The organism is Isoptericola sp. BMS4 (assembly GCF_011634835.1).
In the GTDB taxonomy this organism is placed as follows: domain Bacteria; phylum Actinomycetota; class Actinomycetes; order Actinomycetales; family Cellulomonadaceae; genus Isoptericola.
Map to the genome: position 1 here is coordinate 4077424 of NZ_SIRP01000001.1, position 25046 is coordinate 4102469.

At 71.3% G+C, this 25046-nt stretch carries 18 protein-coding genes; 4 read left to right on the plus strand and 14 right to left on the minus strand.

The window, feature by feature from the left end; translation table 11 throughout:
* The 3 genes from EYB28_RS18390 to EYB28_RS18400 all read right to left on the minus strand — a co-directional run.
* The coding region (locus tag EYB28_RS18390; RefSeq protein WP_166850940.1) for an RHS repeat protein at positions 1-4694 on the minus strand (4694 nt) is incomplete at its 3' end.
* Positions 4695-4849: 155 nt separating this feature from the next.
* Positions 4850-7849, minus strand: a complete 3000-nt coding sequence (locus EYB28_RS18395; protein WP_166850943.1) for a LamG-like jellyroll fold domain-containing protein — start codon at positions 7847-7849, stop codon at positions 4850-4852.
* Between the two features lie 234 nt (positions 7850-8083).
* Entirely contained in the window at positions 8084-9190 is a 1107-nt protein-coding gene (locus EYB28_RS18400; RefSeq protein WP_166850946.1) for a 3-deoxy-7-phosphoheptulonate synthase, read from the minus strand.
* A 420-nt stretch (positions 9191-9610) separates the two neighbouring features.
* On the opposite strand from EYB28_RS18400, the gene EYB28_RS18405 reads away from it, so the two are divergent.
* Positions 9611-11911, plus strand: coding sequence for an immune inhibitor A domain-containing protein (locus EYB28_RS18405; protein ID WP_166850948.1), 2301 nt, complete (start codon positions 9611-9613; stop codon positions 11909-11911).
* 120 nt (positions 11912-12031) lie between these two features.
* Here the strand turns inward: EYB28_RS18405 and EYB28_RS18410 are convergent, their stop codons facing one another.
* From EYB28_RS18410 to EYB28_RS18440, 7 genes are all read right to left on the minus strand, one after another.
* Positions 12032-12961 (minus strand): bile acid:sodium symporter family protein, encoded by a 930-nt coding sequence (locus EYB28_RS18410; protein ID WP_166850951.1) that lies wholly within the window; start codon positions 12959-12961, stop codon positions 12032-12034.
* A 238-nt stretch (positions 12962-13199) separates the two neighbouring features.
* Entirely contained in the window at positions 13200-14009 is an 810-nt protein-coding gene (locus EYB28_RS18415; protein ID WP_166850953.1) for an ABC transporter permease, read from the minus strand.
* Complete coding sequence (locus EYB28_RS18420) at positions 14006-14989, minus strand: ABC transporter ATP-binding protein (RefSeq protein WP_166850955.1); 984 nt, start codon at positions 14987-14989, stop codon at positions 14006-14008. Before EYB28_RS18420 ends, EYB28_RS18415 begins: the two co-directional genes overlap by 4 nt.
* Before the next feature lie 43 nt (positions 14990-15032).
* Positions 15033-15830, minus strand: coding sequence for a hypothetical protein (locus EYB28_RS18425; RefSeq protein WP_166850957.1), 798 nt, complete (start codon positions 15828-15830; stop codon positions 15033-15035).
* 5 nt (positions 15831-15835) lie between these two features.
* A complete protein-coding gene (locus tag EYB28_RS18430) occupies positions 15836-16609 on the minus strand; it encodes a hypothetical protein (protein ID WP_166850960.1) in 774 nt (257 codons plus the stop codon).
* Positions 16606-17604, minus strand: coding sequence for an ATP-binding cassette domain-containing protein (locus EYB28_RS18435; RefSeq protein ID WP_166850963.1), 999 nt, complete (start codon positions 17602-17604; stop codon positions 16606-16608). The genes EYB28_RS18430 and EYB28_RS18435 overlap by 4 nt, the downstream gene beginning before the upstream one ends.
* Positions 17601-17990, minus strand: coding sequence for a GntR family transcriptional regulator (locus tag EYB28_RS18440; protein ID WP_166850966.1), 390 nt, complete (start codon positions 17988-17990; stop codon positions 17601-17603). The genes EYB28_RS18435 and EYB28_RS18440 overlap by 4 nt, the downstream gene beginning before the upstream one ends.
* A gap of 146 nt (positions 17991-18136) precedes the next feature.
* On the opposite strand from EYB28_RS18440, the gene EYB28_RS18445 reads away from it, so the two are divergent.
* Both EYB28_RS18445 and EYB28_RS18450 read left to right on the plus strand, forming a co-directional pair.
* Positions 18137-18784, plus strand: coding sequence for a hypothetical protein (locus EYB28_RS18445; protein WP_166850969.1), 648 nt, complete (start codon positions 18137-18139; stop codon positions 18782-18784).
* A gap of 133 nt (positions 18785-18917) precedes the next feature.
* A complete protein-coding gene (locus tag EYB28_RS18450; RefSeq protein WP_166850972.1) occupies positions 18918-20108 on the plus strand; it encodes a Fic family protein in 1191 nt (396 codons plus the stop codon).
* 96 nt (positions 20109-20204) lie between these two features.
* On the opposite strand, the gene EYB28_RS18455 is transcribed toward EYB28_RS18450, so the two are convergent.
* From EYB28_RS18455 to EYB28_RS18465, 3 genes are all read right to left on the minus strand, one after another.
* The gene (locus EYB28_RS18455) at positions 20205-21311 is read right to left on the minus strand and encodes an aspartate-semialdehyde dehydrogenase (protein ID WP_166850976.1); all 1107 of its coding nucleotides are present in this window, start codon (positions 21309-21311) and stop codon (positions 20205-20207) included.
* Positions 21312-21316: 5 nt separating this feature from the next.
* Positions 21317-22618, minus strand: a complete 1302-nt coding sequence (locus EYB28_RS18460; RefSeq protein WP_166850979.1) for an aspartate kinase — start codon at positions 22616-22618, stop codon at positions 21317-21319.
* Positions 22619-22783: 165 nt separating this feature from the next.
* Positions 22784-23542 carry an SDR family NAD(P)-dependent oxidoreductase gene (locus EYB28_RS18465; RefSeq protein ID WP_166850982.1) on the minus strand — a complete coding sequence of 253 codons (759 nt, stop codon included), beginning with the start codon at positions 23540-23542 and terminating at the stop codon, positions 22784-22786.
* A gap of 90 nt (positions 23543-23632) precedes the next feature.
* Between EYB28_RS18465 and EYB28_RS18470 the strand changes: the two genes are divergently transcribed.
* Positions 23633-24265, plus strand: coding sequence for a TetR family transcriptional regulator (locus EYB28_RS18470; RefSeq protein ID WP_166850985.1), 633 nt, complete (start codon positions 23633-23635; stop codon positions 24263-24265).
* On the opposite strand, the gene EYB28_RS18475 is transcribed toward EYB28_RS18470, so the two are convergent.
* Positions 24235-25017: a TSUP family transporter gene (locus EYB28_RS18475; RefSeq protein ID WP_166850988.1), complete on the minus strand. Its 783-nt coding sequence runs from the start codon at positions 25015-25017 to the stop codon at positions 24235-24237. The genes EYB28_RS18470 and EYB28_RS18475 overlap by 31 nt on opposite strands.
* Between the last annotated feature and the right edge of the window lie 29 nt (positions 25018-25046).

Below are 25046 nucleotides of genomic sequence, written 5' to 3' on the forward strand. Positions count from 1 at the left end.
TTCGCCGTCGCACACGACCCACCAGCCGGCGTCCACACCGACGTCAACCGCCGCAACCCGTCATAGTCGAAACACTGCGTATCGGCCGCCGGAGCACCATCAGCCGTCGGACGATTATCGACCTTCACCACGTTCCCCGCCGCGTCATACGAGAACGACGCCGCCAGATCCGTACCCGACACACCCTCCAGATCCAAGCTGGTCTTCATCAGCCGGCGCGTGCCCTCGTCCCAGTCGTTCGCCACCAGGAACGAACGCGTCGTACCGAGGTCCATCTGCTCGACCTGGCCCTGCGACGTGTACCGGGTCGTGGCCACATACACCCCCACACCACCACCACCATCGAGCCACTCCGGCATCCCCGCCTCGTCGTAGTGCGTCACCACGTCCTCAGCGAACAAGTTCCCCAGCGCCGGAAGCCTGGCACCCCGATAATCACCCGAATCGGCATAGAAGAACTGCGACGTATACGACCCCGCGAGCTCACCCTCCGAGGCCGGCAGCGTCACCGTCTGCCCCGACGGGTGGTAGGCGTCGTCGTACCCCGTCACCGACGTCGTATACGCATCCCCACCCGAATACCTCGTCGACGAGGACACCTGACCCTTCGCCACCGTGTCATACGTCCAAGACGCCAACAGGGCCCCCGACACCGAACCCGACCGACGCTCGGTCGTCCGGCCGAGGTCGTCGTACGTGTAAGCCAACGTCTTGCCGCGCGCGTCCGTCGTGGTCAGGACCTGCCCCGCGTCGTCGAACGTCGACATCGTCGTGCCCTTGTCCGGGTCGTGCGCCTCCACGAGACGCCCCCGCATGTCATACGTGTACGTCCACTCGTTCCCCGCCGCGTCGGTGACCTCCGCCAGGTTCCCGTCCTGATCGTAGGAGTACGTCGTGTCCTGGTGGTCGCCCGTCGGCGCCGATCCCGTGAACTGACGCAGAGTCGTCGTCCTGCCACGGGCATCGGTGATCGTGCTCGTCGGCGTCCCACCCGCCGGAGGATCCACCACGGTACGGTCACCAAGATACGTCGTCGTGGTCCGCCACCGCTCGTCCTCGTTCACCTCGAACACCTCGGCCGTCACACGGCCCGCACCGTCGCGGACGAACCGCGTCCGGGTCGGGACCGCCTCCGACGGAAGAACCGCATACGTGGACGGGTCCCCGGTCGTCGCCCACGTGTCGTAGGTGTAGGCCACGAGGCCACGCGAGTCGTACTTCGTGTCGCTGACGACTCGACCACCGATGTCTCGGTTCGCTCCCGGGACCTGCGTCTGGCGGTCACGCAGCAGCCCGTCATAGATCGACACGCTCGTGCGGTAGTTGTTGTTCGCGTCCAGCGTCTTGGTCGTCACGGCGTTGTGGCCGTTCGACCGCACCGTATACGTGTACTGCAGGTGCGGGGTCTCTTCGCCCTGCACTCGTCCGGGCTTCCATACCTTGGTGATGCGGCCCAGCGCGTCGTACGTCGCGGTGGTGACCTTCCCGTTCGGGTCGGTCACGGTCTCCGGCGCACCCCATGCGGGGTCGAGCTCGGTCACGGTGGTGTGCGAGGACGCCGACCCCGACCCGTCGGGGTCCGGCGTCGTGCTGGTCACCTTCGTCACCGGGCCGCCGCTCGCCGGCGTGTACGCCGTGGTCGAGGTACGCCCCAGCGCATCGGTGACCGACGTGGCGCGCCCGAGCGCGTCGTACACAGTGCGCTCCGTCGCCACGTACACCGGGCTCCCCGAGCTGTACTTCTTCGCCTGCTCGGTGCGAGTCACCAGGCCCTTGGTCGGCGTTGCCCCGAACGACTGCCCGTCGAACGAGTACCGCTCGTCAGAGACCACGTCAGCCGGACGGGAGATGTCGCCCCAGCAGCCGACGGACAGCACCTCCTCGCGCTTGACCGCACCGATGATGTTCTTGCTGGTGTTGCTGACCCGGTAGCGGTTGGTGCAGAGCTCGTCACCGGTCTTGTCCCGATCACCCAGGTCCAGGACCTTGTAGACCTGACCGTGGGAGTCGAAGTAGTTCTTGACGTACGTCTCCCGTTCGCCCCCGGCGAGCTTCGGAGCCGTCGTGGTGGTGACGACCGTCTGGACCGCCGCCTGGTACGACTTGCGCCCGTCGGCGTCCGTCGCCTGCACACCCGAACGCCACGGGGTGCTCGTCACCTTCTCCACCACCGACGAACCGGTGCCGTTGTAGGTGATCTCCTCGCGGAGCATGCCGGCGAACTCGTCGTGGTCGGTCACCCCGTCCACAGCGACCGAGCGCGTACCACCCGACCCGTTCTGGTCGCCGTCCATACCCCGAAAGTAACGGAACCGGGTGCGCCCAGGCGTCGAGCTGCCCGTCTCACCCTCGGTCACGTCCACCGTGGCATACCCACGGAACTGGCCCCAGGTGCGGTCCTTCTTCGCCACCAGCGGGTCGTCGTCGTAGCGCCAGGCGGCGCCGCCGACGTACCTGTACGTCGTGACGACCTGCTCAGGGTCCGAGCCCCGCGGGTCCTCGGCGATGCCCGTCACAAGATACTTGTGGAAGTACTCGGTGACAGGCTCCGTCGCACCCTCGGGGGTCCATCGCACCGGGAAGCAGCGGCGCGTGTTCGTCGCCGGGTCGGCCGGCAGGTCCGAGACCGTGCAGTCCTGCGGGGAGTAGGTCAGCGTGGTCAGGGCCCCCGACTCGGAACGGATCTCCGTGAGCCGCAGCCGGTTCATCGGCATGAACGTGCCGGACTCGTCGACCCGGTTCGCCATCTGCTCACCGTCGAAGTCGACAGCGGGCAGCGTCGTCGTGCCGCCTGCCTTGCCGGAGTGCGTGATCTTGTCGAGCCACAGCACCGGGTCCTCCGAGTCTCCCGGGTCGGGGAACGTGTGCTGCAACGTCCACGCGTCCACCGCCCGGTAGGAACCCGAGTCGAGCACCTTCGTCGTGACCGTCGTCAGCCGCTTGCGGGTGAAGAACACCGGGGCGGTCACGTCGGCGCACGAACTCGTCGACGTGCAGATCAGGTCGGCAGGGACGTCCGGCCACGCCGACGCCGTGGAGTCGGTCAGCGACGAGCAGGACTGCGTCGATGTCTTCAGGCACCGCTCCGAGACCGAGAAGTCCACCCGCACCGGCGCCTTCGACGACGTCTCGACGCCCTTGCGCTGGCCGTAGGTGATGTTCTTCAGCCAGCCGCCACGCACGTACTGCACCGACGAGGTGTTGTTGTTGCGGCCGTACCGGTTGGTCTCGGTGCCGTAGGTGTACGTCATGGTGTTGCCGGAGGTGTCCACCACGTAGTCCAGGTTCCACCGCCAGGCCTGCGTGCACGACGACGAGCCGAACGATGACGCGTGGCAGGGCTCCCCGGCGTGGTTGCCGAAGACCGGGACGGTCCATGCCGAGTTCAGCTTGGTCGAGTCCGACGCCGACCGCTGCCCGCGCCCGAAGAAGTACTGCGTGCCGTCGGCCGTCGTGACCTTCCAGTACTCACCGTTGTCGTCCGCGTTCTGCCCACCGGTCAGATGCTGAACGCGGGTCGCATCGTCGTGCTTGGGGAGCCAGTTGCCCGTCGAGGCGTCCTTGACGAGCTCCACCGCGGACCCGTCGAACGTCATCGTCGCGTTGTCGGAGTCCCAGCACAGGTCACCGCTGGGGTGAGAGGCATTGTTCGCGCTCTTGCCGTCGACATCCTTGCGGTCGTCCAGGCAGGGCACGTACCGGCGTTCGATGAACCCCGGCGACATGTCCCACCCGTCCCCGATCCACGAGGACTGATTGTTCGTCGAGGCCACGCGCCCGTCCAACGACCCCGAGGAGTACCCCAGCGCCAGCTCGGGCTCCGGTCCGGCAGGCGCCGGCGGTACCCGCATCGGGTACGACCACGAGAAGTTGCCCGTGTTCGTCGACACGTCCCACGACGCCGACGGCGACAGGGACGTCGCCGACCAGTCGCCCGACGAACCAGACTCGTCGGCCGTCATCGCCAGCATCGTCGACGACGGCTCGGCGAGCGTGGCCGACAGTGTCTGGGACTCGGGGTCGTTCATCGACGCCAGCGGCTTCGCGGGCTCGCAGTCGCCGGTCATGCTCGTCCCGGCGTCGTCGGCACCGGTCAACTGGCACTCGGGGATCTCGACCAGGCGTAGGCGGTCCGACCAGCCCCCGCCGAAGGCGTCCGCGATGGTCGAGTAGTCGACGGAGAGATCCACTCCACGCACCGGCGCGACCTGCGTGGCCTGGCCGTCCGCGGCACGCCCACGGGAGGCCTCGGCCGAGGCCCCCGTCGTCGCCGAGGCATCGCTCACCCGCAGCAGCACACCCTCGATACCCAGGGCGCGCGCTTCGTCCTGTCGCAGGACCTCGACCTGGATCTTCCGCGTCTCGTGGTCGGCGGCCTTCGTGGAGCCCTTGCTCGACTGCTTCGCACGCCCCTCCGACAGGCCCGACGACTTCACGCTCACGGGCAGGCCACCGACGTCGGCGCGCCGTGCGGTAGCGGCCACATCCAGCCCGGCCTCGGCGGGCTCGGGCCAGGAGACCTTCCCGGGTGACCAGGAGGGCGCGTCCGTGGCGTCGTCGGACCTGTCGCCCGAGTCCTCCGAGACCGAGGAGATCCGCGCCACGTCCTCGAACTCGCCCAGCAGCTTCTCGCCGTGCGCGCGCCGTTCGTCGGCGGTCCACGACTTGCGCTCTTGGAGCTCCTGGGCACTCAACGAGTCGTTGTGTCCCGCGTCGGCCGCCGAAGCGGGACCCGCGAGAGCCATGGTCGCGATCAGTGCGCCGCTGACCGCTGCACCCGTCACCAGGCGAGACCTGCCGTTCATGCCGATTCCCTTCGTCCCTGCTCGCATCGCAGTCCTCACCCGCATCACGGCTCCGTCGGGTCGTTGATGTCGCCGCCCGGCACGGTCGAGTACATGGGCGCCCCCTTGCACACGCGGCGGATCTTGGTGTCGTCCGCATCCAGCAGCTGGCCGTCGTAGACCCGCACGTTGTCGACCGCACCGCGCCACAGGTCCCGGTAGGTCGTGCCGCTGTAGTGCGCCCTCCCGAGCTGCAGCGGCCCCTTGGCGAACCACGGCGTGGTGAACGCACCGCTCGCCGCCCTGACCTGCTCCGGGTCCTCGCCGTCGAACGGGTCGTCGTCGATCGGGTCGGGATCGCACACCACGAGCTTCATCTCGTCCGCGGTGGCGTCGTAGGAGCCGACCAGGTACATCCACTTGTCCTCGGTGACCTGGAAGTCGGTGGTGACGATCGTCCCGTACTCGCCGTCAGCGGGACGCATGGCGAACGTCCAGCAACCGTTGCCTGCGTCGGTCGCACACCGCCGGTCCGGTGAGTAGCCGAGCCAGAAGCCGTTGCTCTCCGGCGCGTCCTGGCTCACGGCGGCCGCGTAGTCCCCGAAGCTGTCCAACCGCACGTGCGCGGAGACCACGAAGCTGCCGTCGGTGTGCACCACCGGCCCCTGGGTCTGCGCCGTGTCCGACGCGTCGTCGAACTGCAGCGCGTGGTTGCCCGGCAGCTTGTCGACGAATGGGCCATCGATCCACATCGCCGTGCTGCTCAGCTGCAGGTCCTGGCGCCCGAGGAAGTCCTCTCCCACCAGGCCCGAGCCCGTGTTGAGCTCCCAGGCGGCGTCCTCCACCGGTGCGGCGACGTCGAACGTGTGGCTGCGGATGCTGCTCACATTGCCCGCGCGGTCCACCGACTTGACCCGCAGCGTGTGCGGTCCTGCCGTGGTGGGGGTGTACGAGATCGTCCCGGACGTCCCCGTCAGGGTCTTGGTGAGCGACGTCGAGTCGTCGAACGAGTACTTGAAGTACTTCACGTCCCCGGAGCCGTTGCTCCCGATCGCGAACTTTCCGCGAACGCCGATCCCTCCGGTCTCGCTGTCCGTGACGTAGACCGCGGGCTCACCGTCCACGGGCGTCACCGTCGGCTTGTTGGGCGGGTTGACGTCGATGTTGAACGAGCAGTGCGCCCAGGGTCCCCACAGCCCGCTCGTATCCTGCGCCTGGACGTCGAACAGATAGCGACCGGTGGTCAGAGCGGAGCCCGAAGGCACGGTGCGGGAGACCAGCGACCCGCTCGCAAACGACGTCCCGCTCTTCGGCCCGTTGTAGTACATCGAGGCGCCGCCATCCGTGCGCACGTTGAAGTTGTGGTAAACACGGTTGCCGTCCGGGTCGCCGATCCGCGCCCGCAGCTTGGGCGTCGTGTCCCGCACCCAGGCACCCGAACCGCACTCCACGACAGATCCGTCCGCCACGACATCCAGGTCCCACGGCGTCTTCGGCGGCCGGTTGTACGAGATGGAGAGCTTGGCGTCGTACCGGTAGCGCTTCCACCTCGACATCGAGGTCTCGTCGGCCGCCTTGAGGCCGATCGTCAGGTAGCCGACGTTGTTGGACGCGGTGGTCTTCGCGGCGTCCGTGACGTTCCACTCGACCCAGCCCGGGCTGGAGGGGCAACCTGACTTGTGGTGCACCGACCGCCTCGACTGGTAGCGCCCGTCCGTCCACCCCGAGTTCGACGACCACGTCGTCCCGGAGGCGATGTTCTCCACGCGGTACGCCCGCACGTAGTAGTTCGTGCAGTTGAACGAGTGCGTCCCGTACGCCTTGAACGTCGCCGAAGTGATGTCTCCCGGAGCCACGTTCCCGATCGCCGCGAGGTCGCGGAACTCCCACACGAGACGGCTCTTGAAGTCCTCCCCGCACGACGACACCGTCTGCACGTCGCACAGCCCCAGGCCCTGGTCGCCGGAGAACTTGTAGTCCGACGAGATCGTCGACCGGATCGCCGTCCACTCGTGCCGCGAGCCCGACACCGACGGGTCGATGAAGATCGGCCACGACGTCTCCGGGTCGGCGACCATCGCCGCGTCCGGCGTCACCGACACCGTGCCGCCCGACGCCTCCGCATCCGGCGGCTCTGACTCTGTGGTGGTAGCCCGGGCCTCGCCCTCGGACACGTCCTGGACCGTCGCAGGCATGGCCGCCACGACGCTGTCCGGGGCGGGCCGACGCACCGGTTCCGCGGTAGCAGGCTCACCGGTGACCAGCTCGTGCAGGTCTTCGGGACTCGGTTCCGACAGGCTCTGCACGCCGGCCGTCGCGGTGGGCCGTGCACCGGAGTCCCACATCAGCGGCGTCGGGCTGGTGAACACCCGCTCACCGGCGCCGTCGGTGGCGACGAACCCGCCGTCGTCCGCAGCCACGTCGAGCCCGTCGGTGACCTGGACGTCGAAGTCCAGGCGCTGCAGGGCCGGTTGCGCCGCGGCCTCCGGCGATTCCACACGGAGCACCTCGGAGAAGCCAGTGCCGTCGTCGTTGACCGACGCGACGAGGTCCACGCCTGGCAGCACGTCGGCGTACGTCACGCTCGGCCCTTCCACCTGTGGGGCGGGAAGCTCGAACGGCACGTCGAACTCGAGCACGTGCCCGTCACGCTCGATCGTCGCCAACGGCTGGCCCGCGGTCCCGTCCGAGAAGACCATCGGCCAGACGGGCGCCGACACCTCGATGCCCGCATCTCCGGGGATCAATGCGGTGTCAATGGGGCGCCAATCACCGTTCGAGGCCCGGGTGCGCACCGCACCCGCGGACGTCTCGACCCGCGAGCCACCCTCGGGCGTCGCGTACAGCGTGTCCCACGCCGTGCGTGCCGACGCGACCTCGACCTCGGTTCCGCACTCCGCGGCGGTGTCGACCGCCAGCGCAGGATCGTCGACGCTGGTCACGCACGTGATGGCGGGTTCCGTCGCGTCGTCTGCGGCGCCCGCCGCACCGGCGGGTGTGGTGGCCAGGACCATGGCGCCGACGACCGCGGATGCGGCCAGGGAGCGTCTGGGCAGGACAGTCATCGGCGACAAACCTCGTATATCTCTCGTACCGACCCCCCGGCCGTTGCCCGACCCTACCGATAGGTCAAAGGTGAGCAAAGCCAGCCGTGGTTTTTCACCCGCTGTTCGCGCTTCAGGCATGCCTCGGTCGTCAGTACGGTCTGCGGTCGCTCACGGCGACGCCGCGGTCCGGACAGAGAGAAGCGCCCCTGCCCGCCGGCCGGCGGGCAGGGGCGCGTGCTCTCGCGACTCGGGTCAGCCCGCGCGACGCTCCCGCACGGCGGCGGCGAGGGTGCCGAGCAGCTCGGCGGTGGTGCCCCAGTCCATGCACTTGTCGGTGACGGACTGTCCGTAGGTGAGGGTGTCGAGCGGTCCGGGCTTCTGGGCGCCGGCCTCGAGGAAGCTCTCCAGCATGAGGCCGGTGATCCCCTGCTCGCCGTCGGCGAGGCGGGCGGCGATCTCGCGGACGACCTCGGCCTGCCGCACGTGGTCCTTGCCGGAGTTGCCGTGCGAGGCGTCCACGACCACGCCCTGCTCGACGGCGCCGCCGAGCCCGGACGTCCGGGCGACGTCGAGCGCCGCCGCGACGTCGGACGCGCCGTAGTTCGGGCCGCCGCGGCCGCCGCGCAGGATCACGTGGCAGTCGGGGTTGCCGAGGGTCTCCACGGCGGCCGCGCGTCCCAGTGCGTCCGCGCCGAAGAACGTGTGCTCGCTCGCCGCGGTGATGCAGCCGTCGACGGCGATCTGCACGTCGCCGTCGGTCGCGTTCTTGAACCCGACCGGCATCGACAGCCCCGACGCGAGCTGACGGTGCACCTGCGACTCCGCGTTCCGCGCCCCGATCGCGCCCCAGCTGACGGCGTCGGCGATGTACTGCGGGCTGGTGGGCTCCAGGAACTCGCACGCGGCGGGCACCCCGGCGTCGAGCACGCCGAGCAGCACCTCGCGGGCCAGCCGCAGGCCGTGGTGCACGTCGTGCGAGCCGTCAAGGTGCGGGTCGTTGATGAGGCCCTTCCAACCCACGGTGGTGCGCGGCTTCTCGAAGTACACGCGCATCACGACCACGAGGTCGTCGGCGAGCTCGCGGGCCAGGGGCGCGAGGCGCGAGGCGTAGTCGAGGGCGGCCGCCGGGTCGTGCACCGAGCACGGCCCCACGATGACGACGAGGCGGTCGTCCTCGCCGCGCAGCACGTCGCGCACCTCGCGGCGCGACGTCGTCACGAGGTCGCTGCGGGAGGTGCCGAGGGGCAGCTCGGTCCGCAGCTCGCCGGGCGCGGGCAGCGGGTCGAGCGCGCGCACGCGCAGGTCGGAGGTCTCTGCCATCAGCTCAGTATGGGCGGCGGAGTCGGTCGTGGTGCTCATCGCGGGGGCTCCTGGTCGGTCGCGGTCGGGTGCGGCTGCTGTCCGGCGTCGTCGGACGCAGCGAGCCCCAGCCCGACCGGAGCGGCCCCGTCTGACGACGAAGGGCCCCGGACGCGCGTCGCGTCCTAGGCCCTGTGCTGGCTCCGGAGTGGGTGTCGGTCAGGCGAAAGCCCGCCGAGCTCCTACCGGAGCCGGCGTAAAGCGCCAATACCAACGGGTGTCCACGAACAAGAAGGGTACGCGGCGCCCTGCAGCCCGTCCACCCGGTCCAGCATCCGGGAAACGGCGTGCAACGTGCCCGTATAGCGTTCGTGACACTTCTCTGGTTGGGTGATCCCCGCCACATGCCCCGGGCACACGGTTCGGGGCCCGGCCACCCGGTCACAGGCGACCGGGTGCTCCGACACCCCTGGAGGAACAGTGAGAACACGCACCACCAGCGCGTTCGGTACGGCTGCGGCCCTGCTGGCCGCGGCCGTCGTCGCACCCGGCGTCGCCGCCGCGGCTCCCGCCGCGGACGCCCCGCCTTCGGACGCCCCCGCCGTCCAGAAGAAGGACGACCGGCCGGACACCCTCAGCGACAAGCGCCGTGCGCTGAAGCAGACCGCCGTCGAACAGCTCGCCACCGGCGAGTCCGACGTCACCACCCGCAGCCGGGGCGGCAACAGCTCCGACGTGGTCCAGGTCTCCCCCGGCCAGTGGGTCGAGTACGAGACCGACCAGACGGCGCAGCTGCTGACCTTCCTCGTCGACTTCGGCGACCAGGCCGACGACCGCTTCCCGGACGCGCCGGCCTCGGGCCCCGTCCACAACGAGATCCCGGAGCCCGGCGAGGACGACAACTCCACCTACTGGGAGCCCGACTTCTCGAGCGAGCACTACCAGGAGATGTTCTTCACCGGCCTGGAGGACCAGGGCGGCGAGTCGTTCGCGGACGTGTACGACGAGATGTCGTCGGGCCGCTTCGACCTGCAGGGCGACGTCTCCGACTGGGTCACGGTGCCCTACAGCTCGGCGTCGTACGGCCAGACGGAGTCGAACGCCGACATGACGCGCTTCGTCCAGGACACCGCCGACGCCTGGTACGACGACCAGCTCGCCCAGGGCAAGACGCCCGAGGAGATCACCGAGTACCTGCAGTCGTTCGACGTCTGGGACCGCTACGACCTGGACGGCGACGGCATCTTCGACGAGCCCGACGGCTACATCGACCACTTCCAGGCGATCCACGCCGGCGAGGGCGAGGAGGCCGGCGCCCCCGAGTCGGCGATCTGGTCGCACCGCTGGGCGGTCAACCCGAACGGCTACCTGAACGGTGACGGACCCGCGGACTTCGAGCCCGCCGGCGGCATCAAGATCGGCGACTCCGACATCTGGATCCGCGACTACACCACCGAGCCGGAGAACGGCGGCCTGGGCGTGTTCGCGCACGAGTTCGCCCACGACCTGGGCCTGCCCGACTACTACGACACCAACGGTGGCGACAACGGCACCGGGTTCTGGAACCTCATGAGCTCCGGGTCGTGGATGAGCCACGGCGAGGGCAGCATCGGCACCACGCCGAACCACATGGGCGCCACGGAGAAGATGTTCCTCGGCTGGCTCGACTACGAGACGGTGGACGCCGGCGCGAGCGAGAAGATCGACCTCGGCCCGTCGTACCACGCCACGAAGAACGCGCAGGCCGCGGTCGTCAACCTGCCGGACGGTGAGAAGACGGTCGACCTGGGCGTGGAGCCCGTCGACGGCGAGTTCGCCTACTCGGGCACGGGCAGCAACCTCACCTCGACGATCGCCTCGCCGGAGTTCGTCGTGCCGGACGGCGCGTCGCTCACCGCGACGGTGCAGTACGACATCGAGGCGGACTACGACTACGCCTACGCGGAGGTCTCCACCGACGGCGGCTCCTCGTGGACCGCGCTCACGACGAACCGGTCGGACGAGGGCGCGCACGGCGGCATCTCCGGCACCACCGACGGGGCCTGGGTCGGACTCGAGGCCGACCTCGCCGAGTACGCGGGGCAGACGGCGTCCGTCCGCTTCCGCTACACCGCGGACGGTGGCGTCAACAACCCCGGCTTCATGGTGGACGACGTCGCCGTGGGCGACGCCCTCGCCGAGGACTTCGCCGGCGGCGAGACGGACTGGACCAACGACGGGTTCACGATCGTGGGCGCCGACGGCACCTACGACGTGACGTTCTCGCACTACTACGTGGCGGAGAACCGGCGCTACGTCGGGTACGACTCCACGCTGGAGACCGGGCCGTACAACTTCGGCTGGCAGGCCACCGCCCCGAACACCGTGGAGCACTACCCGTACCAGGACGGCCTGCTGATCTGGTACGTCAACTCGTTCTACGGCGACAACAACACCTCCCAGCACCCGGGCGGCGGGCAGGCACTGCCGGTCGACGCCAACGCCCAGGCGCTCACCTGGTCGGACGGCACGGTGGCCCGTAACCGTGTCCAGTCGTTCGACGCGACGTTCGGGCTGCAGTCCACGGACCCGCTGTCGCTGAGCCGCGAGACGGCCACGGGCCTGACGACGCTCGAGGCCGGCAGCACGCCGGGGGTCGCCGTCTTCGACGACACCGACCCCGCCGCGTACTACGACGAGGCCAACCCGGGCGGGTCGGTCCTGGTCGGCGGCACGGGCACCACCATCGAGGTGCTCAAGGAGAAGGCGAAGTCCGGGGTCACGACCATCCAGGTCAACTGACCCACCGCCGAGCTGTCAGGCCCAGCGCGACACATGGGTCGCGCAGGGTCTGACAGCTCGTCGGACGATGCACGTGTCAGGCCCAGCGCGACGTTCACGTCGCGCTGGGCCTGACAACTTTCACCGGGTGGTGACGGGGCGGCGGGCCCAGTACGACGCGAGCGCCGAGCCGGACACGTTGTGCCACACCGAGAACAGCGCGGCGGGCAGAGCGGCCGCGGGGCTGAAGTGCGTGGTCGCGAGGCTCGCCGCGAGGCCGGAGTTCTGCATCCCGACCTCGATGCTCACCGCGCGCCGCGCCGTCTCGTCGAGGCCGGCGGCGCGGGCCGCGCCGTAACCCAGCAGGAGCCCGATGCCGTTGTGGACGACGACGGCGAGCGCGAGGAGCAGCCCCGTGCTGAGCACGGCGTCGGCGTTGGCCGCGACGATGCCGGCCACCACGACGACGATCGCCGTCACGGACACCAGCGGCAGGTACGGCAGGAAGTACCGTTCGACGATCCCGCCGGCGAACGTCCGCACGAGGAGCCCGGCGAGCACGGGCACCAGCACGATCTGCACGATCGACGTGACGAGCGAGCCGTAGGTGACGTCGAGAGACGACCCGGCGAGCCACAGCACGAGCGCCGGGGTGAGCAGCGGCGCCAGCAGGGTGGACACGGCGGTCAGGGTCACGGACAGGGCCGTGTCGCCCTTGGCGAGGTACACGATGACGTTCGACGCCGTCCCGCCGGGCGCCGCGCCGACGAGGATCATGCCGAGCATGGCGGGGCCGTCGAGGCCGAGCACGGTGCCGACGCCCCAGGCCACCAGCGGCATGACCGCGAACTGCGCGACCACGCCCACGAGCACCGCCCAGGGGCGCCGCGCCACGAGCACGAAGTCCGCGCCGCGGAGCGTCAGCCCCATCCCGAACATGATGATCCCGAGGAACAGGGGGATCTGGCTCGCGATCGGCGTGAGCTGCTCGGGGGCGGCGAGCCCCGCCGCTCCCCCGAGCACCACCAGCACCGCGAACCACCGACCGGCCAGCTCAGCCACTGCGCGCATGACCGTGGACCCTACCGCTCCCCCGCACTCCGAACCCACACCCGACGGCGGGCCGCAGCTCCGGTAGCGAGGGAGATCTGCGGCCGTGACGGAGCAGGCGTCGAGTCGACGACGGGTCCTCGGCGAGAGGCTGGACGGGCCTGGCGGGAGCCGCGAGGAACGAGCAGCGGATGGCGCGCCTCGCGACGAGGACCCGTCGTCGGCTCGACCGGAACCCCTCGACAGGGCCCCGAGCGAGTCAGGTCCAGCGGAACAGCCGGATCGCCAGCGGCAGGAGCACCACCGTGTACGCCGCCATGACGACGTACTGCAGCAGCGGGACGCCGTCGCCGAACCAGCCGGTGTTCATCGCCTGCGCGGCGGCGCCCAGCGGCGTGAACTGACCGACCTGCCGCACGATGTCCGGCATGATCGGACCAGGCGTCCACAGCCCCGCGAGGAACAGCAGCGGGAAGTAGACGAGCGAGCCGACGGCGTTCGCCGTCGACGGCTTGTTCACCAGCGCGGCGATGAGCATCCCGAGCGAGAACATCGCGAGCATCCCGAGCGCGAAGGCGCCGAGCAGGACGGCGAGCTGGGTCGGCGCCACGATGCCGAACGCGAGCTGTGCCACCACGAGCGCGAGCGCCACCCCGACGAGGGTGGTGACGACGTTGATGATCAGGTGCGCGACGATGATCGCCTGCGGCCGCATCGGCGTCGTGGACAGCCGCCGCAGCACCCCCTTGTCGCGGAAGGTCGCGAAGGTCACGGGCAGCGACATGATGGCGAGGGTGCCGACGGCCATGGCGAGCACGGTGGGCAGGTACGTCGCGATCGGCGTCACGCCGTACCAGGGTGAGTCGGCCGGCGCGTCGGTGATGGGCTCGCGCATGCCGGGGATGCCGAACCCGACGCCGAGGAGGATCACGGACGGGAACAGGATCCCGAAGAACACGGAGCCGAAGTCGCGCAGCCAGACGACGGTCTCGGTGCGCAGCAGCAGGCCGAAGCCGCGCTGCCGGCCGCCGCGGCGGGTGGCGGTACGGGTGGCGACGGCGGTGGTCATGACGTGCCTCCTTCTCCTGCGAGCGCGGGCTGCGCCTCGGGGTCGTAGCTGCGGCCGGTGACGGCCAGGAAGACGTCCTCGAGCGATCGCGTCACGGTGCGGACGTCGTCGGGCACGAGGTCGGCGGCGGCGAGCGCCGGGACGAGGGAGAACAGCACGCGGCGCGTGCCCGTGACGGCGTACTCGACCTCGGAGCCGTCCACGGGCGCGACCCCCTCCACCTCGGCGTCGCGGTCGGCGAGGACGGCGAGCTCGCGCCGGCCGCGCTCGACGTCCGCCGGGGCGAACCGCACGACGACGGTCCGGCCGCCCTCGAGCCCGTCGATGAGCTGGGTCGGGGTGCCCTCGGCGACGACGCGGCCGGCGTCGATGACGACGAGCCGGTCGCAGAGCCGTTCCGCCTCGTCCATGAAGTGGGTGACGAGCAGGATCGTGACGCCGGTGGCGCGCACGCGCTCGACGAGGTCCCAGGTGGCGCGCCGCGCCTGCGGGTCGAGGCCGGTGGTCAGCTCGTCGAGGATCGCGATCTTCGGGTTGCCGACGAGCGCGAGCGCGATGGACAGGCGCTGCTTCTGCCCGCCGGAGAGCTTCGCGAACTGCTTGCCGGCGTGCTCGGTGAGGTCGAGCAGGGCCAGCAGGTCGGCCGGGTCGGCGGGGTCGCTGTAGAACCCGGCGAACAGGCGCAGCGCCTCTGCGACGGTGATCTTGTCGTGCAGGGTGGCCTCCTGGAGCTGCACCCCCAGGATGTCCCGCACGGCCGCCGGGTCGCGCTGGGTGTCGACGCCGTGCACGCGGACGGTGCCGCCGTCGGCGGTGCGCAGGCCGGCGAGCGTCTCCACGGTCGTCGTCTTGCCGGCCCCGTTGGGGCCGAGGATGCCGAAGATCTCACCGGGCTGGACGGCGAACGAGACGTCGTCCACGGCGACCTTCGGTCCGTACGTCTTGCGGAGGTGGGTCACCTCCACGACCGGGTCGGTCATCGGGTTCTCCTTCTTCTGGGTGGGGGCAGCAGGTGCGGCAGGTTCATGGTCGGAGCGGGACGGACCGCAGCATCCGGTGGGCGACGACCGTCGCCAGGGCGGCCGCGGCCGCGCCGCCGGCAAGGGTGAGGACGGTGTCGACGGCGAGGCCGGCGTCCAGGCCGCGCACGAGGATGCCGAGGGTGCCGGTGCGGGTGGCGAGGTCGGCGAGCGCCGCCGGTACCAGCAGCGCCGGGATCAGCAGCGTCCCGCGCCAGGCGCCGTACCGTCGGTAGCCGGCGAGGACGGCGACGCCGACGAGCAGGTACGTGACGACGACGAGCGCCTCACCGGCGGCCGCGACGACGGCACCGGCGGGCGTGCTCGGGTCCACGAGTGCGGACGGGCCCCGCCACGGTCGGTCCAGCACGGTGTACACGCGCTCCTCGGCGAGCGAGAGCAGCACCGACAGCACGCCGAACACCGCGCCGCCGACGAGGGCGGCGCGCACCGCGCCGTCGACGAAGGCACGCCGGGTGCCGCCCGCGGCGACGTGCAGGGTGAGCAGCGCCGTCGCCGTGATGACGCCGACCGCGAAGGCGACCCAGCGCGCGGGACCGCCCGCGGCGTCGTAGGTGAGGCCGGCGATGTCGCCGCCCCACCGGTCGACGGCGAACGGGGTCCCGACGACGAGGGCGGCCCAGAAGGCCCAGAACCAGGCCCCGGCGAGCAGGAGGGTGCGAGTGACGCGCCGCCGCACGACGCGGGTCGCGGCCCGGTACGGGCCCTGGTACCGGGCCTCCGTGCGGGGACGTGGCTCCCGGGGGGCCGGTGCGGTCGACACGTTCGACGTGGTCGTCATGGCGGTCACCTCGTGGGACGCAGTCGGAGGGTGCGCACCTGCTGGTAGGCAGCGGCCACGGCGAGGGCGAGGACGGCGGCGCCGACGAGGAGGCCGAGGCCGGCCGACGGCTGGTCGAGCCCACCCAGCATCGGCCCGAGGACGGCCTCGCCGGCGCCGGTGCTCGACGCGATGTCCGCGAGGAACAGCAGCACCAGCGCGGGCAGCACGAGGAGGGTGCCCCGCCAGAGGCCGTGGGTCTGGTAGCCCGCCGCGACGGCGACGCCGCCGAGCAGGTAGGTCGCGGCCACGAGCGCCTCGGACGCGAACGTCACGGCGAGCCACCCGGCGCCGTCGTGCGCGAGGCTCGCGCCGGCACGCTCCCACGTCCAGCCCACGCCGCCGAAGACGGCGCACTCGAGGAGGAGGACGGCGACGAAGGCGAGCCCGTAGGCGACGCCCACGACGACGGCGGCGCGCAGCTGTCCGATCCACAGCGCCCGGCGCGTACCGCCGGCGGCGAGGTGGGTGACGACGACCGTCGCGGTGACGACGACGCCCATGCTGAACGCGAACCAGCGGGAGGAGTACTCCGCCCCGGTCGTCACGCCGCCGCCCATGACGCCGCCGGCGGCGTGCACGATCAGGGGCACGGCGACGGTCGCCAGGGCGAAGATGCCCCAGAACCAGGAGCCGACCACGAGCGAGACGGCGGCGGCGGTCCGCGTGACACGGCGGACGGCGGCGGCCTGCGCGCGGGCGGCGAACGCGGCGCGCCGGTCGGCGGTGACGGCGCTCATCGGGGTGCCTCCCCGCCCGTCGCGGCCGGCGCGTCGGCGTGGCGCCCGTCCCCGCCCGCGGGCTGCGTGAGGCGGACGAACAGGTCCTGCAGCGGCAGCGTGCCGACCTCGACCCCGGCCGACCGCGCCTCGGCGGCGGTCGCGTCGTCGGGGGCGCCCTCGAGCGTCACCTGGACGGTGGCGCCCAGGCGCTGGCGGTGCAGCACCCGGCGGTCGCCGGACAGCCGCTCGACGGCGGCGGCCGGGCCGGTGAGGCTGAACCCGCGGGAGGCCATCTCCTCCGCGGTCTCGGCCAGCAGCACCGAGCCGCGGTGCAGCACGACGACGTCCTCGAACAGCCGCTCGACCTCCTCCACCAGGTGGCTGGACAGCAGGATGGTGCGCGGGTGCTCGGCGTAGTCGGCGAGGATCTCGTCGTAGAACGCGTACCGGGTGGGCGCGTCCATGCCGAGGTAGACCTCGTCGAAGATCGTGAGCGGTGCGCGCGAGGCCAGGCCGATGGTCGCGCCGACGGCGGACCGCTTGCCGCGCGACAGCGCGCTGGGCTTCTTGCGGGTGCTGACCTCGAACAGGTCGAGGAGCCGGGCGGCGAGGTCGGCGTCCCACGCGGGCCGCAGGTCGCCGTAGTACCTCAGGGACTCGGAGATCTTCTCGTCGTCCTGCAGGTCGCCGCTCTCGCGCACGAGCTGGACGTTCGCCGTGACCCAGGGGTTCTCCCACGGGTCCTCCCACGCGTCGTCGCCGTCCGGGCCGAGCCGGACGGTGCCGCTCGTGGGCCGGTTGAAGGCCGCGAGGAGCGACAGCAGGGTCGACTTGCCGGCGCCGTTGCGGCCGAGGACGCCGGTGATGACGCCGGGGCGGATCGTCAGGCCGACGCCGTCGAGCGCGGTGGTGGCGTCCTCCTTCACCGTCGTGCCGTCTGAGGTCATCCGGCGCTGCGTGCCGAACCGGACGACGACGTCGTCGAGACGGGCACCGAAGGGTGCGGGACTCATGAGCTCTCCGTGGTGGTGGTCGTGCGCCCGTGGCCGTTCGTCCCGAGGACGTAGGCGACGAGCTCGTCGGTCGAGATGCCGAGGATGTCGGCCTGGGCGAGCGCGGGGGCGAGGACGTCGTCGAAGTACGCCCTGCGGTGGTGCTCGAGCATCCGCTCCCGGGCGCCGGGGGCGACGAACATGCCGAGGCCGCGCCGCTTGTACAGCACGCCCTCGTCGACGAGCGCGGTGAACGCCTTCGCCGCGGTGGCGGGGTTGATGCGGAACGTCGTGGCGAACTGCGTGGTCGACATGACCTGCTCCTCCTCCGCGAGCTCTCCGGCGAGCACCTGCGCCCGGATCATCTGCGCGATCTGGACGTAGATCGGTTCGGGACCGTCGAACACGCCAGCCTCCTCGCGCCAGGTTCTTTGGTTATGTGGTTCATTACTCGACTAATGAACCACAGGAGTCTGTGCTCGCGCAACCCCGGGGTCGACTCCACCCGCGGCGAGGGTGGCGTGGGCTCCCGCACCGCGACGACGCTGGAGGCATGGCACCGCTCGCGCTGGCGCAGGCGTGCACGCCGACCGGGCCGTCGTGGGCGGAGGCGGCGAGCACGTGGTCGAGCCTCGCGTTCGTCGCGGCGGGCGCATGGGTGCTGGTCGCGGGACCCCGGCGGCGTGAGGTCGTCGCGCTCGGGGTGCTCGCCGCGCTGGTCGGCGTCGGGTCGCTGGTGCAGCACGGCCCCGCGCCGTCGTGGAACCCGGTGCTGCACGACCCGCCGCTGCTCGGCGCCTACACGCTGGTGGCCGCGGACGCCGCCGCCGACCTCGCCGGCCGGCGCGCCCGGACGTGGTGGTGGCTGGTCCCCACCCTGGCCGGCGTGGGCCTGGCCGCCGTGTCCCCGACGGCCTCGATCGTCGCGCAGGGCCTGGCCTCAGCCGTGGCGGTCGTCCTCGTCGCGGCCCGCGCGATCGCGCGCCCGGCCGTCCGGCGGCGGCTCGCCACCGCCCTCGTGGTGCTCGGCGTCGCCACCCTCGCCGGCGAGCTGTCCCGCACCGACCGCCCGTGGTGCGCGGCCGACTGGATCGACGTCGGGTCCGCCGGGCACGCGGTGTGGCACGTCGCCGCCGCGGCGGCGATCGTCGTCGTCGGCCCCGCCGTCGGGCGGCGGGACGCGCCTGCGGCGGCCCCCTGACGGGGGACGTCCTCGACGCCGCCACGCCCGCGCTGCCGGACGGCGTGAGTCGTCGCGACAGTTGTCCACAAGTGACATTGCCGGCGCAGCAATGTCACTCAACACGCTCTAGAGTCGCATTGTGGATCCGGAAATGTTCCTGAACGACGCCCCGGGAGAACTTGTCACCATCCGCGGGACCGATCCGGCCCTGGGCGAGTGGGAGCACAAGGCCTTCGTTCCCGCGCCGCTGCCGCCGACGATGCCAGACCTCTCCCCCGTCACCTACCTGGCGGTCGCCGAAGCCCGCGCGGCCCTTGCCGCGCTGGACAGCACCGGCCGTCAGCTCCCGAACCCGACGCTGCTGCGCATGCCGACCCTGCGCCGTGAGGCCCAGAGCACATCGGCCCTGGAAGGGACCTATGCGCCCCTCGCCCAGGTGCTCACGGCCGACGACGAGGCGCCGGCCACCGCCGAGCTCGTCGAGATCCTCAACTACGTACGGATGGCGAACACCGGGTTCGCTCGTGCCTCCGACGGCTGGCCGCTCTCCGTGACGATGCTCAGCGAGCTCCAGGGGATCCTGATGGCAGGCACGTCCCTGGAACCTGAGTCCGGGCGACTCCGCGACGGACAGGTCGTCATCGGGCGCCGCGACGACGCCGCCACGGTCCGGTTCCCCGTGGAAGCGGCCCGCTTCGTCCCGTCACCCGGCGGGCACCTGCTCGAGGCTGGCGTGCGTGACCTCGTCGACTGGATGCGCTCCGACCATCGGGGGATGATCGACCCGGTCGTCGCGGCCGCCATGTCGCACTACCAGTTCGAGACGCTGCATCCCTTCAGGGACGGCAACGGTCGCGTGGGCCGCTTCCTGATCGTGCTCCATCTCCAGAGCACCGGAGTCCTGGCCGAGCCCACCCTCACGGTTTCCCCATGGTTCGAGGCCCGACGAAGCCTGTACTACGACCACTTGTTCGGCGTGAGCACACGCCACGACTGGGACGGGTACGTCCGCTTCTTCGCGGAGGGCCTACGACAGGCCGCGGACATGACCCGGATGGAGATGGTCGCGCTCGTCGCCGTCCAGGCCGAGCTGAAGGACGTGATCCGTGCCTCGCACCTTCGGGCCGACTCCGCGCACGCACTCGTCGACGTCGCGGTGGCCAACCCGACGTTCACCGTCCGCAGGGTCGAGGCCGAGCTCGGAGTGTCCTACGGCAGGGCCAACAAGCTGGTGGGCCAGCTCGTCGAGCTCGGAGTGCTCGCCGTCGTCGACCCGGATGCGTACAAGCGGCGTTTCTTCGCGCCGCGCGTGCTCGACATGCTGACTCGGGAGAGTGTGTGATGCGCCAGGTCACCCGGGGCTTCCGCCCGAGCGGATGAACACGGGCCCGACGACGGTGCTTCCGTCGTCGGGCCCGTCGAGCTGCGAGCGGCGTCGTCAGGCGCCGGCGGTCTCCGCGGCGTCGAGCGTCGCGAGCTCCGCCAGGTCGGCGGCGACGATCTCCGCGATCTGCACGGCGTTGAGCGCCGCGCCCTTGCGCAGGTTGTCGTTCGACACGAACAGCACGAGCCCACGCCCGCCGGGCACGGACTGGTCGGTGCGGATGCGGCCGACGAACGACGGGTCGGCGCCGGCCGCGTCCAGCGGCGTGGGGACGTCCGCCAGCTCGACGCCCGGCGCGGCGGCGAGCAGCTCGCGCGCCCGCTCGGGCGTGATCGCGGCGCCGAACTCGGCGTGGATCGCGAGCGAGTGGCCGGTGAACACGGGCACGCGCACGCACGTGCCGGCGACGGCCAGCTCGGGCAGGCCGAGGATCTTGCGGGACTCGTTGCGGAGCTTCTGCTCCTCGTCGGTCTCGCCCGACCCGTCGTCCACGAGGTTCCCCGCGAGCGCGAGGACGTCGAACGCGATCGGCGCCGTGTACTTCTCCGGGGCCGGGAAGTCGACGGCGGACCCGGAGTGGGCCAGCCCTTCCAGGTCCCCGGCGACGGCGGCGCGCGCCTGGTCGGCGAGCTCACGCACACCGCCGAGCCCGGAGCCGGACACCGCCTGGTAGGTCGCGACCCGCAGGCGCTCCAGCCCGGCCTCGTCGGCCAGCGGCTTGAGCACGGGCATCGCGGCCATGGTGGTGCAGTTCGGGTTCGCGACGATGCCCTTGGCGGCCTCGCTGATGGCCTCCGGGTTGACCTCGGAGACGACGAGCGGCACCTCGGGGTCGAGACGCCACGCGGACGAGTTGTCGATGACGACGGCACCCGCCTCGGCGAACCGGGGCGCGTGCTCGCGCGACGTGGAGCCGCCGGCGGAGAAGATCGCGATGTCGACGTCCGCGAGCTCCTCGGTGGGCGTGGTCGCGACGTCCTCGACGGTGACGCCGACGCCCTGGAACGGGATCGTCGTGCCGGCCGACCGGGCGGAGGCGAAGAAGCGCAGCTCCTTGACCGGGAACTCGCGCTCGGCGAGCAGGCGGCGCAGGACGCCGCCCACCTGGCCGGTGGCGCCGACGACGGCGACGTTCGCGCCGTGGGTGCTGATCTCTGCCACGCCGCTCACCGCCCCGACCCGGCGTAGACCACGGCCTCGCCCTCGGTGGAGTCCAGGCCGAACGCGGTGTGGACGGCGCGCACGGCGTCGTCGAGCATGTCGGCGCGGGTGACCACGGAGATCCGGATCTCCGAGGTGGAGATCATCTCGATGTTGATGCCCGCGTCACGCAGCGCGCCGAAGAGCCGCGCGGAGACGCCGGGGTTCGACTTCATGCCCGCGCCCACGAGCGAGAGCTTGCCGATCTGGTCGTCGTCCTCGAGCGCGAGGTAGCCGATCTCCTCGCGCACGGCGTCGAGCGCCGCGACGGTGGCCTGCGTGCTGGCGTGCGGCAGGGTGAAGGAGATGTCCGTGCGGCCCGTCTCGCCCGCGGAGACGTTCTGCACGATCATGTCGATGTTCGCGCCCGCGCCGGCCACGACCTCGAACAGGCGGGCTGCCATGCCGGGCTTGTCCGGCACGCCGACGACGGTGATCTTGGCCTCGCTGTCGTCGTGCGCGACGCCGGAGATGATCGGGTCTTCCATCTGCGTGTCCTTCTGGCTCGCGGGGGCGTTCGGGTCGATCGGGTCACCGTAGGTGCCGGTCACGAGGGTGCCGGTCTTGGTGGAGAACGAGCTGCGCACGTGCACGGGCACCTCGTAGCGGCGCGCGTACTCGACGGCACGCAGCGCCAGGACCTTGGCGCCGCCGGCGGCGAGCTCCAGCATCTCCTCGTAGGTGACGCGGTCGATCTTGCGGGCGCTGGTGGCGACCCGCGGGTCGGCGGTGAAGACGCCGTCGACGTCGGTGTAGATCTCGCAGACGTCGGCGCCGAGACCGGCCGCCAGGGCGACCGCCGTCGTGTCCGACCCACCACGGCCGAGGGTGGTGACGTCGTTGCTGCGGCTGACGCCCTGGAACCCCGCGACGATCGCGACCTGCCCCTTCTGCAGCGTCTCGTGGACGCGGTGCGGGACGACGTCGACGATCTGGGCGCGGCCGTGGACGGCGTCCGTGAGGAGCCCGGCCTGCTGTCCGGTGAACGACTTCGCCTTCACGCCGAGCTTGGTGATCGCCATCGCGAGCAGCGACATCGAGATCCGCTCACCGGCGGTGAGGAGGATGTCGAGCTCGCGCTTGGGCGGCAGCGGGGTGATCTCCCCGGCGAGGTCGAGGAGCTCGTCCGTGGTGTCGCCCATGGCGCTCACCACGACGACGACGTCGTTCCCCGCCCGCCTGGACTCCGCGATGCGCTTGGCGACGCGCTTGATGCTGCGGGCGTCCGCGACGGACGACCCTCCGTATTTCTGCACGACTAGTGCCATGCGGTTTTCACAACCTTCGTCTCGCCGGCCTCCGTCTTTCTCAACGGTCCGCCGGGATGGATGTTGGCACGACGATGGTAATCGCCAGACCCGCCATAGACGAAACCACCTGGTCAACCCCGCACCCAGGCGGCGCGACGGCGGCCGCGGACGCACTGCCGGCTGTCACCAGGGCGCACGCGTCCCGTCCCAGGACCAGAGAGCGCCCGTCGGGGCGTCGTCGGGGAGGAGCGCGAGGCGGGCGGCTCCCGCGGCGGCCTCGGCGGGGTCGCCGCCGGCGGTCGTGCCGGCGAGGAGGTTGGTCCGGCGCAGGCCGGGTGCGAGAGCGTTCACCTTGACGTCGTCGCCGAGCGACTGGGCCGTCAGCAGCGTGATGGCGTTGACGGCGGTCTTCGAGCTCCGGTAGGCGAGACCGGAACCCCGCACGCGCTCCCAGTCGAACTGCGGGTTCGGTCCGGCGTTCCAGGCCAACGACCCGGTCCCGCTCGACACGTTGACGATGCGGGGGTGCGCCGACCGGCGCAGCGCGGGCAGGAAGGCCTGTGTCACCGCGACGAGCCCGAAGACGTTGGTCTCGTAGGCGAGTCGCAGCTGTTCGGGCGTCGTCCTGGCGATGTCCTCGCCGCCAGGGTTCACTCCCGCGTTGTTCACGAGGACGTCCAGGTCGCCGACCTGCGCGGCCGCCGCGGCGACGGACGAGGGGTCCGTCACGTCGAGCTGCACGACGTGCACGCCCGGACCGAGGCCGGTCGCTGCCCGCCGGCCCTTGTCGACATCACGCGCACCCATCCATACCTCGAGGCCGTGATCGAGCAGCTGTCGCGCCGTGTCGAACCCGATGCCGCCGTTTCCTCCGGCCACCAGCGCGACCAGCCCGGGCGCCGGCGGGCGGACCTGCGCGGGAAGACGGTCGATGTCGGTCATGACTCCTCCTTCAACTCCAACGTTGCGGTTGGAAACGACCGTAGACCTCCTCCTCGCCATCTCCAACTCGAGCGTTGGTAATCTGGTGCGATGGCGTGGGACACGGAGGGGACGCGGCGGAGACTTCGCGAGGCCGCGCTGGTGGAGTTCGCCGCACGGGGCTTCGACGGCACCACCGTCGCCGCGATCGCCGCCCGGGCCGGGGTGAACAAGGAGAGGCTCTACAGCTACTTCGGGGACAAGAAGGCCCTGTGGGACCTCGTCCTGTCCACCGAGCTGGAGCGACTCGCGGCCGCCGTCGATCTCGCGGGCGTCGGCCTGGACGACGTCGGGGAGTTCGCCGGGACGACCTACGACTACCACGCCGCCCACCCCGAGCTGAGCCGCCTGCTGCAGTGGGAGGGCCTGCAGGGTGGCCCGACCGCCCGTGCGACAGCCCGCACGACGCACTACCGCGAGAAGGTGGCGCGGTTCGCCGCCGCCCAGCGCGACGGCGTCCTCGACGACGGCATCAGCCCCGCGCACCTCGTCTTCGTGCTCATCGCCCTCGCCGCCTGGTGGCAGACCGTGCCGCAGCTCGCCGAGATGATCACCGACGCCGGACCGGACGACCGGCGGGAGCGCGCGGCGCGCCGGCGATCCGTCGTCGAGGCGGCGAAGCGGCTCGCGTCACCCGTCGCCCGCCCCGGCGGTCAGGCGCCCCAGTCCCGCACGACGTCGTAACCCAGCTTGCAGATCAACGCGCCCACCACGACGACGAACACGACGCGCACGAACGCACTGCCCCGGGCGACCGCCATCCGGGCCCCGACGTACGCGCCGACGAGGTTGGCCGCGCCCATCGCGAGCCCGAGGCCCCAGATCACGGCGCCGTGCGGGACGAAGAACAGCAGCGCGCCCAGGTTCGTGGCGAAGTTGACGATCTTCGCGAGCGCCGACGCCGGCAGGAACGCGTACCCGAGCACGCTCACCAGGGCGATCACGAGGAAGGTGCCCGTGCCGGGCCCGAGGAGCCCGTCGTAGGCGCCGATGACCAGGCCGATCCCGGCGGCGGTCCACCGGTGCCGGTTGCCCTCCCAGCGCAGGTTCGTGTGCTCGCCCATCCTCGGCTTGAGCACGGTGTACGTGGCGACGGCGACCAGCACGACGAGGATGATCGGCGTGAACAGGTCCGCGGGGATCTGCGCGGCGAGCGCCGCTCCCCCGCACGCGCCGGCCAGCGCCGCGAGCGCCATCGGGCCCGCGGTCGTGAGGTCCGGCCCCACCCGCCGGTAGTAGGTGATCGCGCTGGTCGAGGTGCCCATGATGGACGCGACCTTGTTGGTGGCCAGCGCCTGCACCGGCGAGATGCCGGGGACGAGCAGCAGCGCGGGCAGCTGGACCAGCCCGCCGCCGCCGACCACGGCGTCGATCCAGCCGGCGGTCAGCCCGGCGAGCACCAGCAGGACGATGGTCAGGACGTCGAGATCGAGCACGCGGCGATCCTGCCACGCCCGGGCCGGCC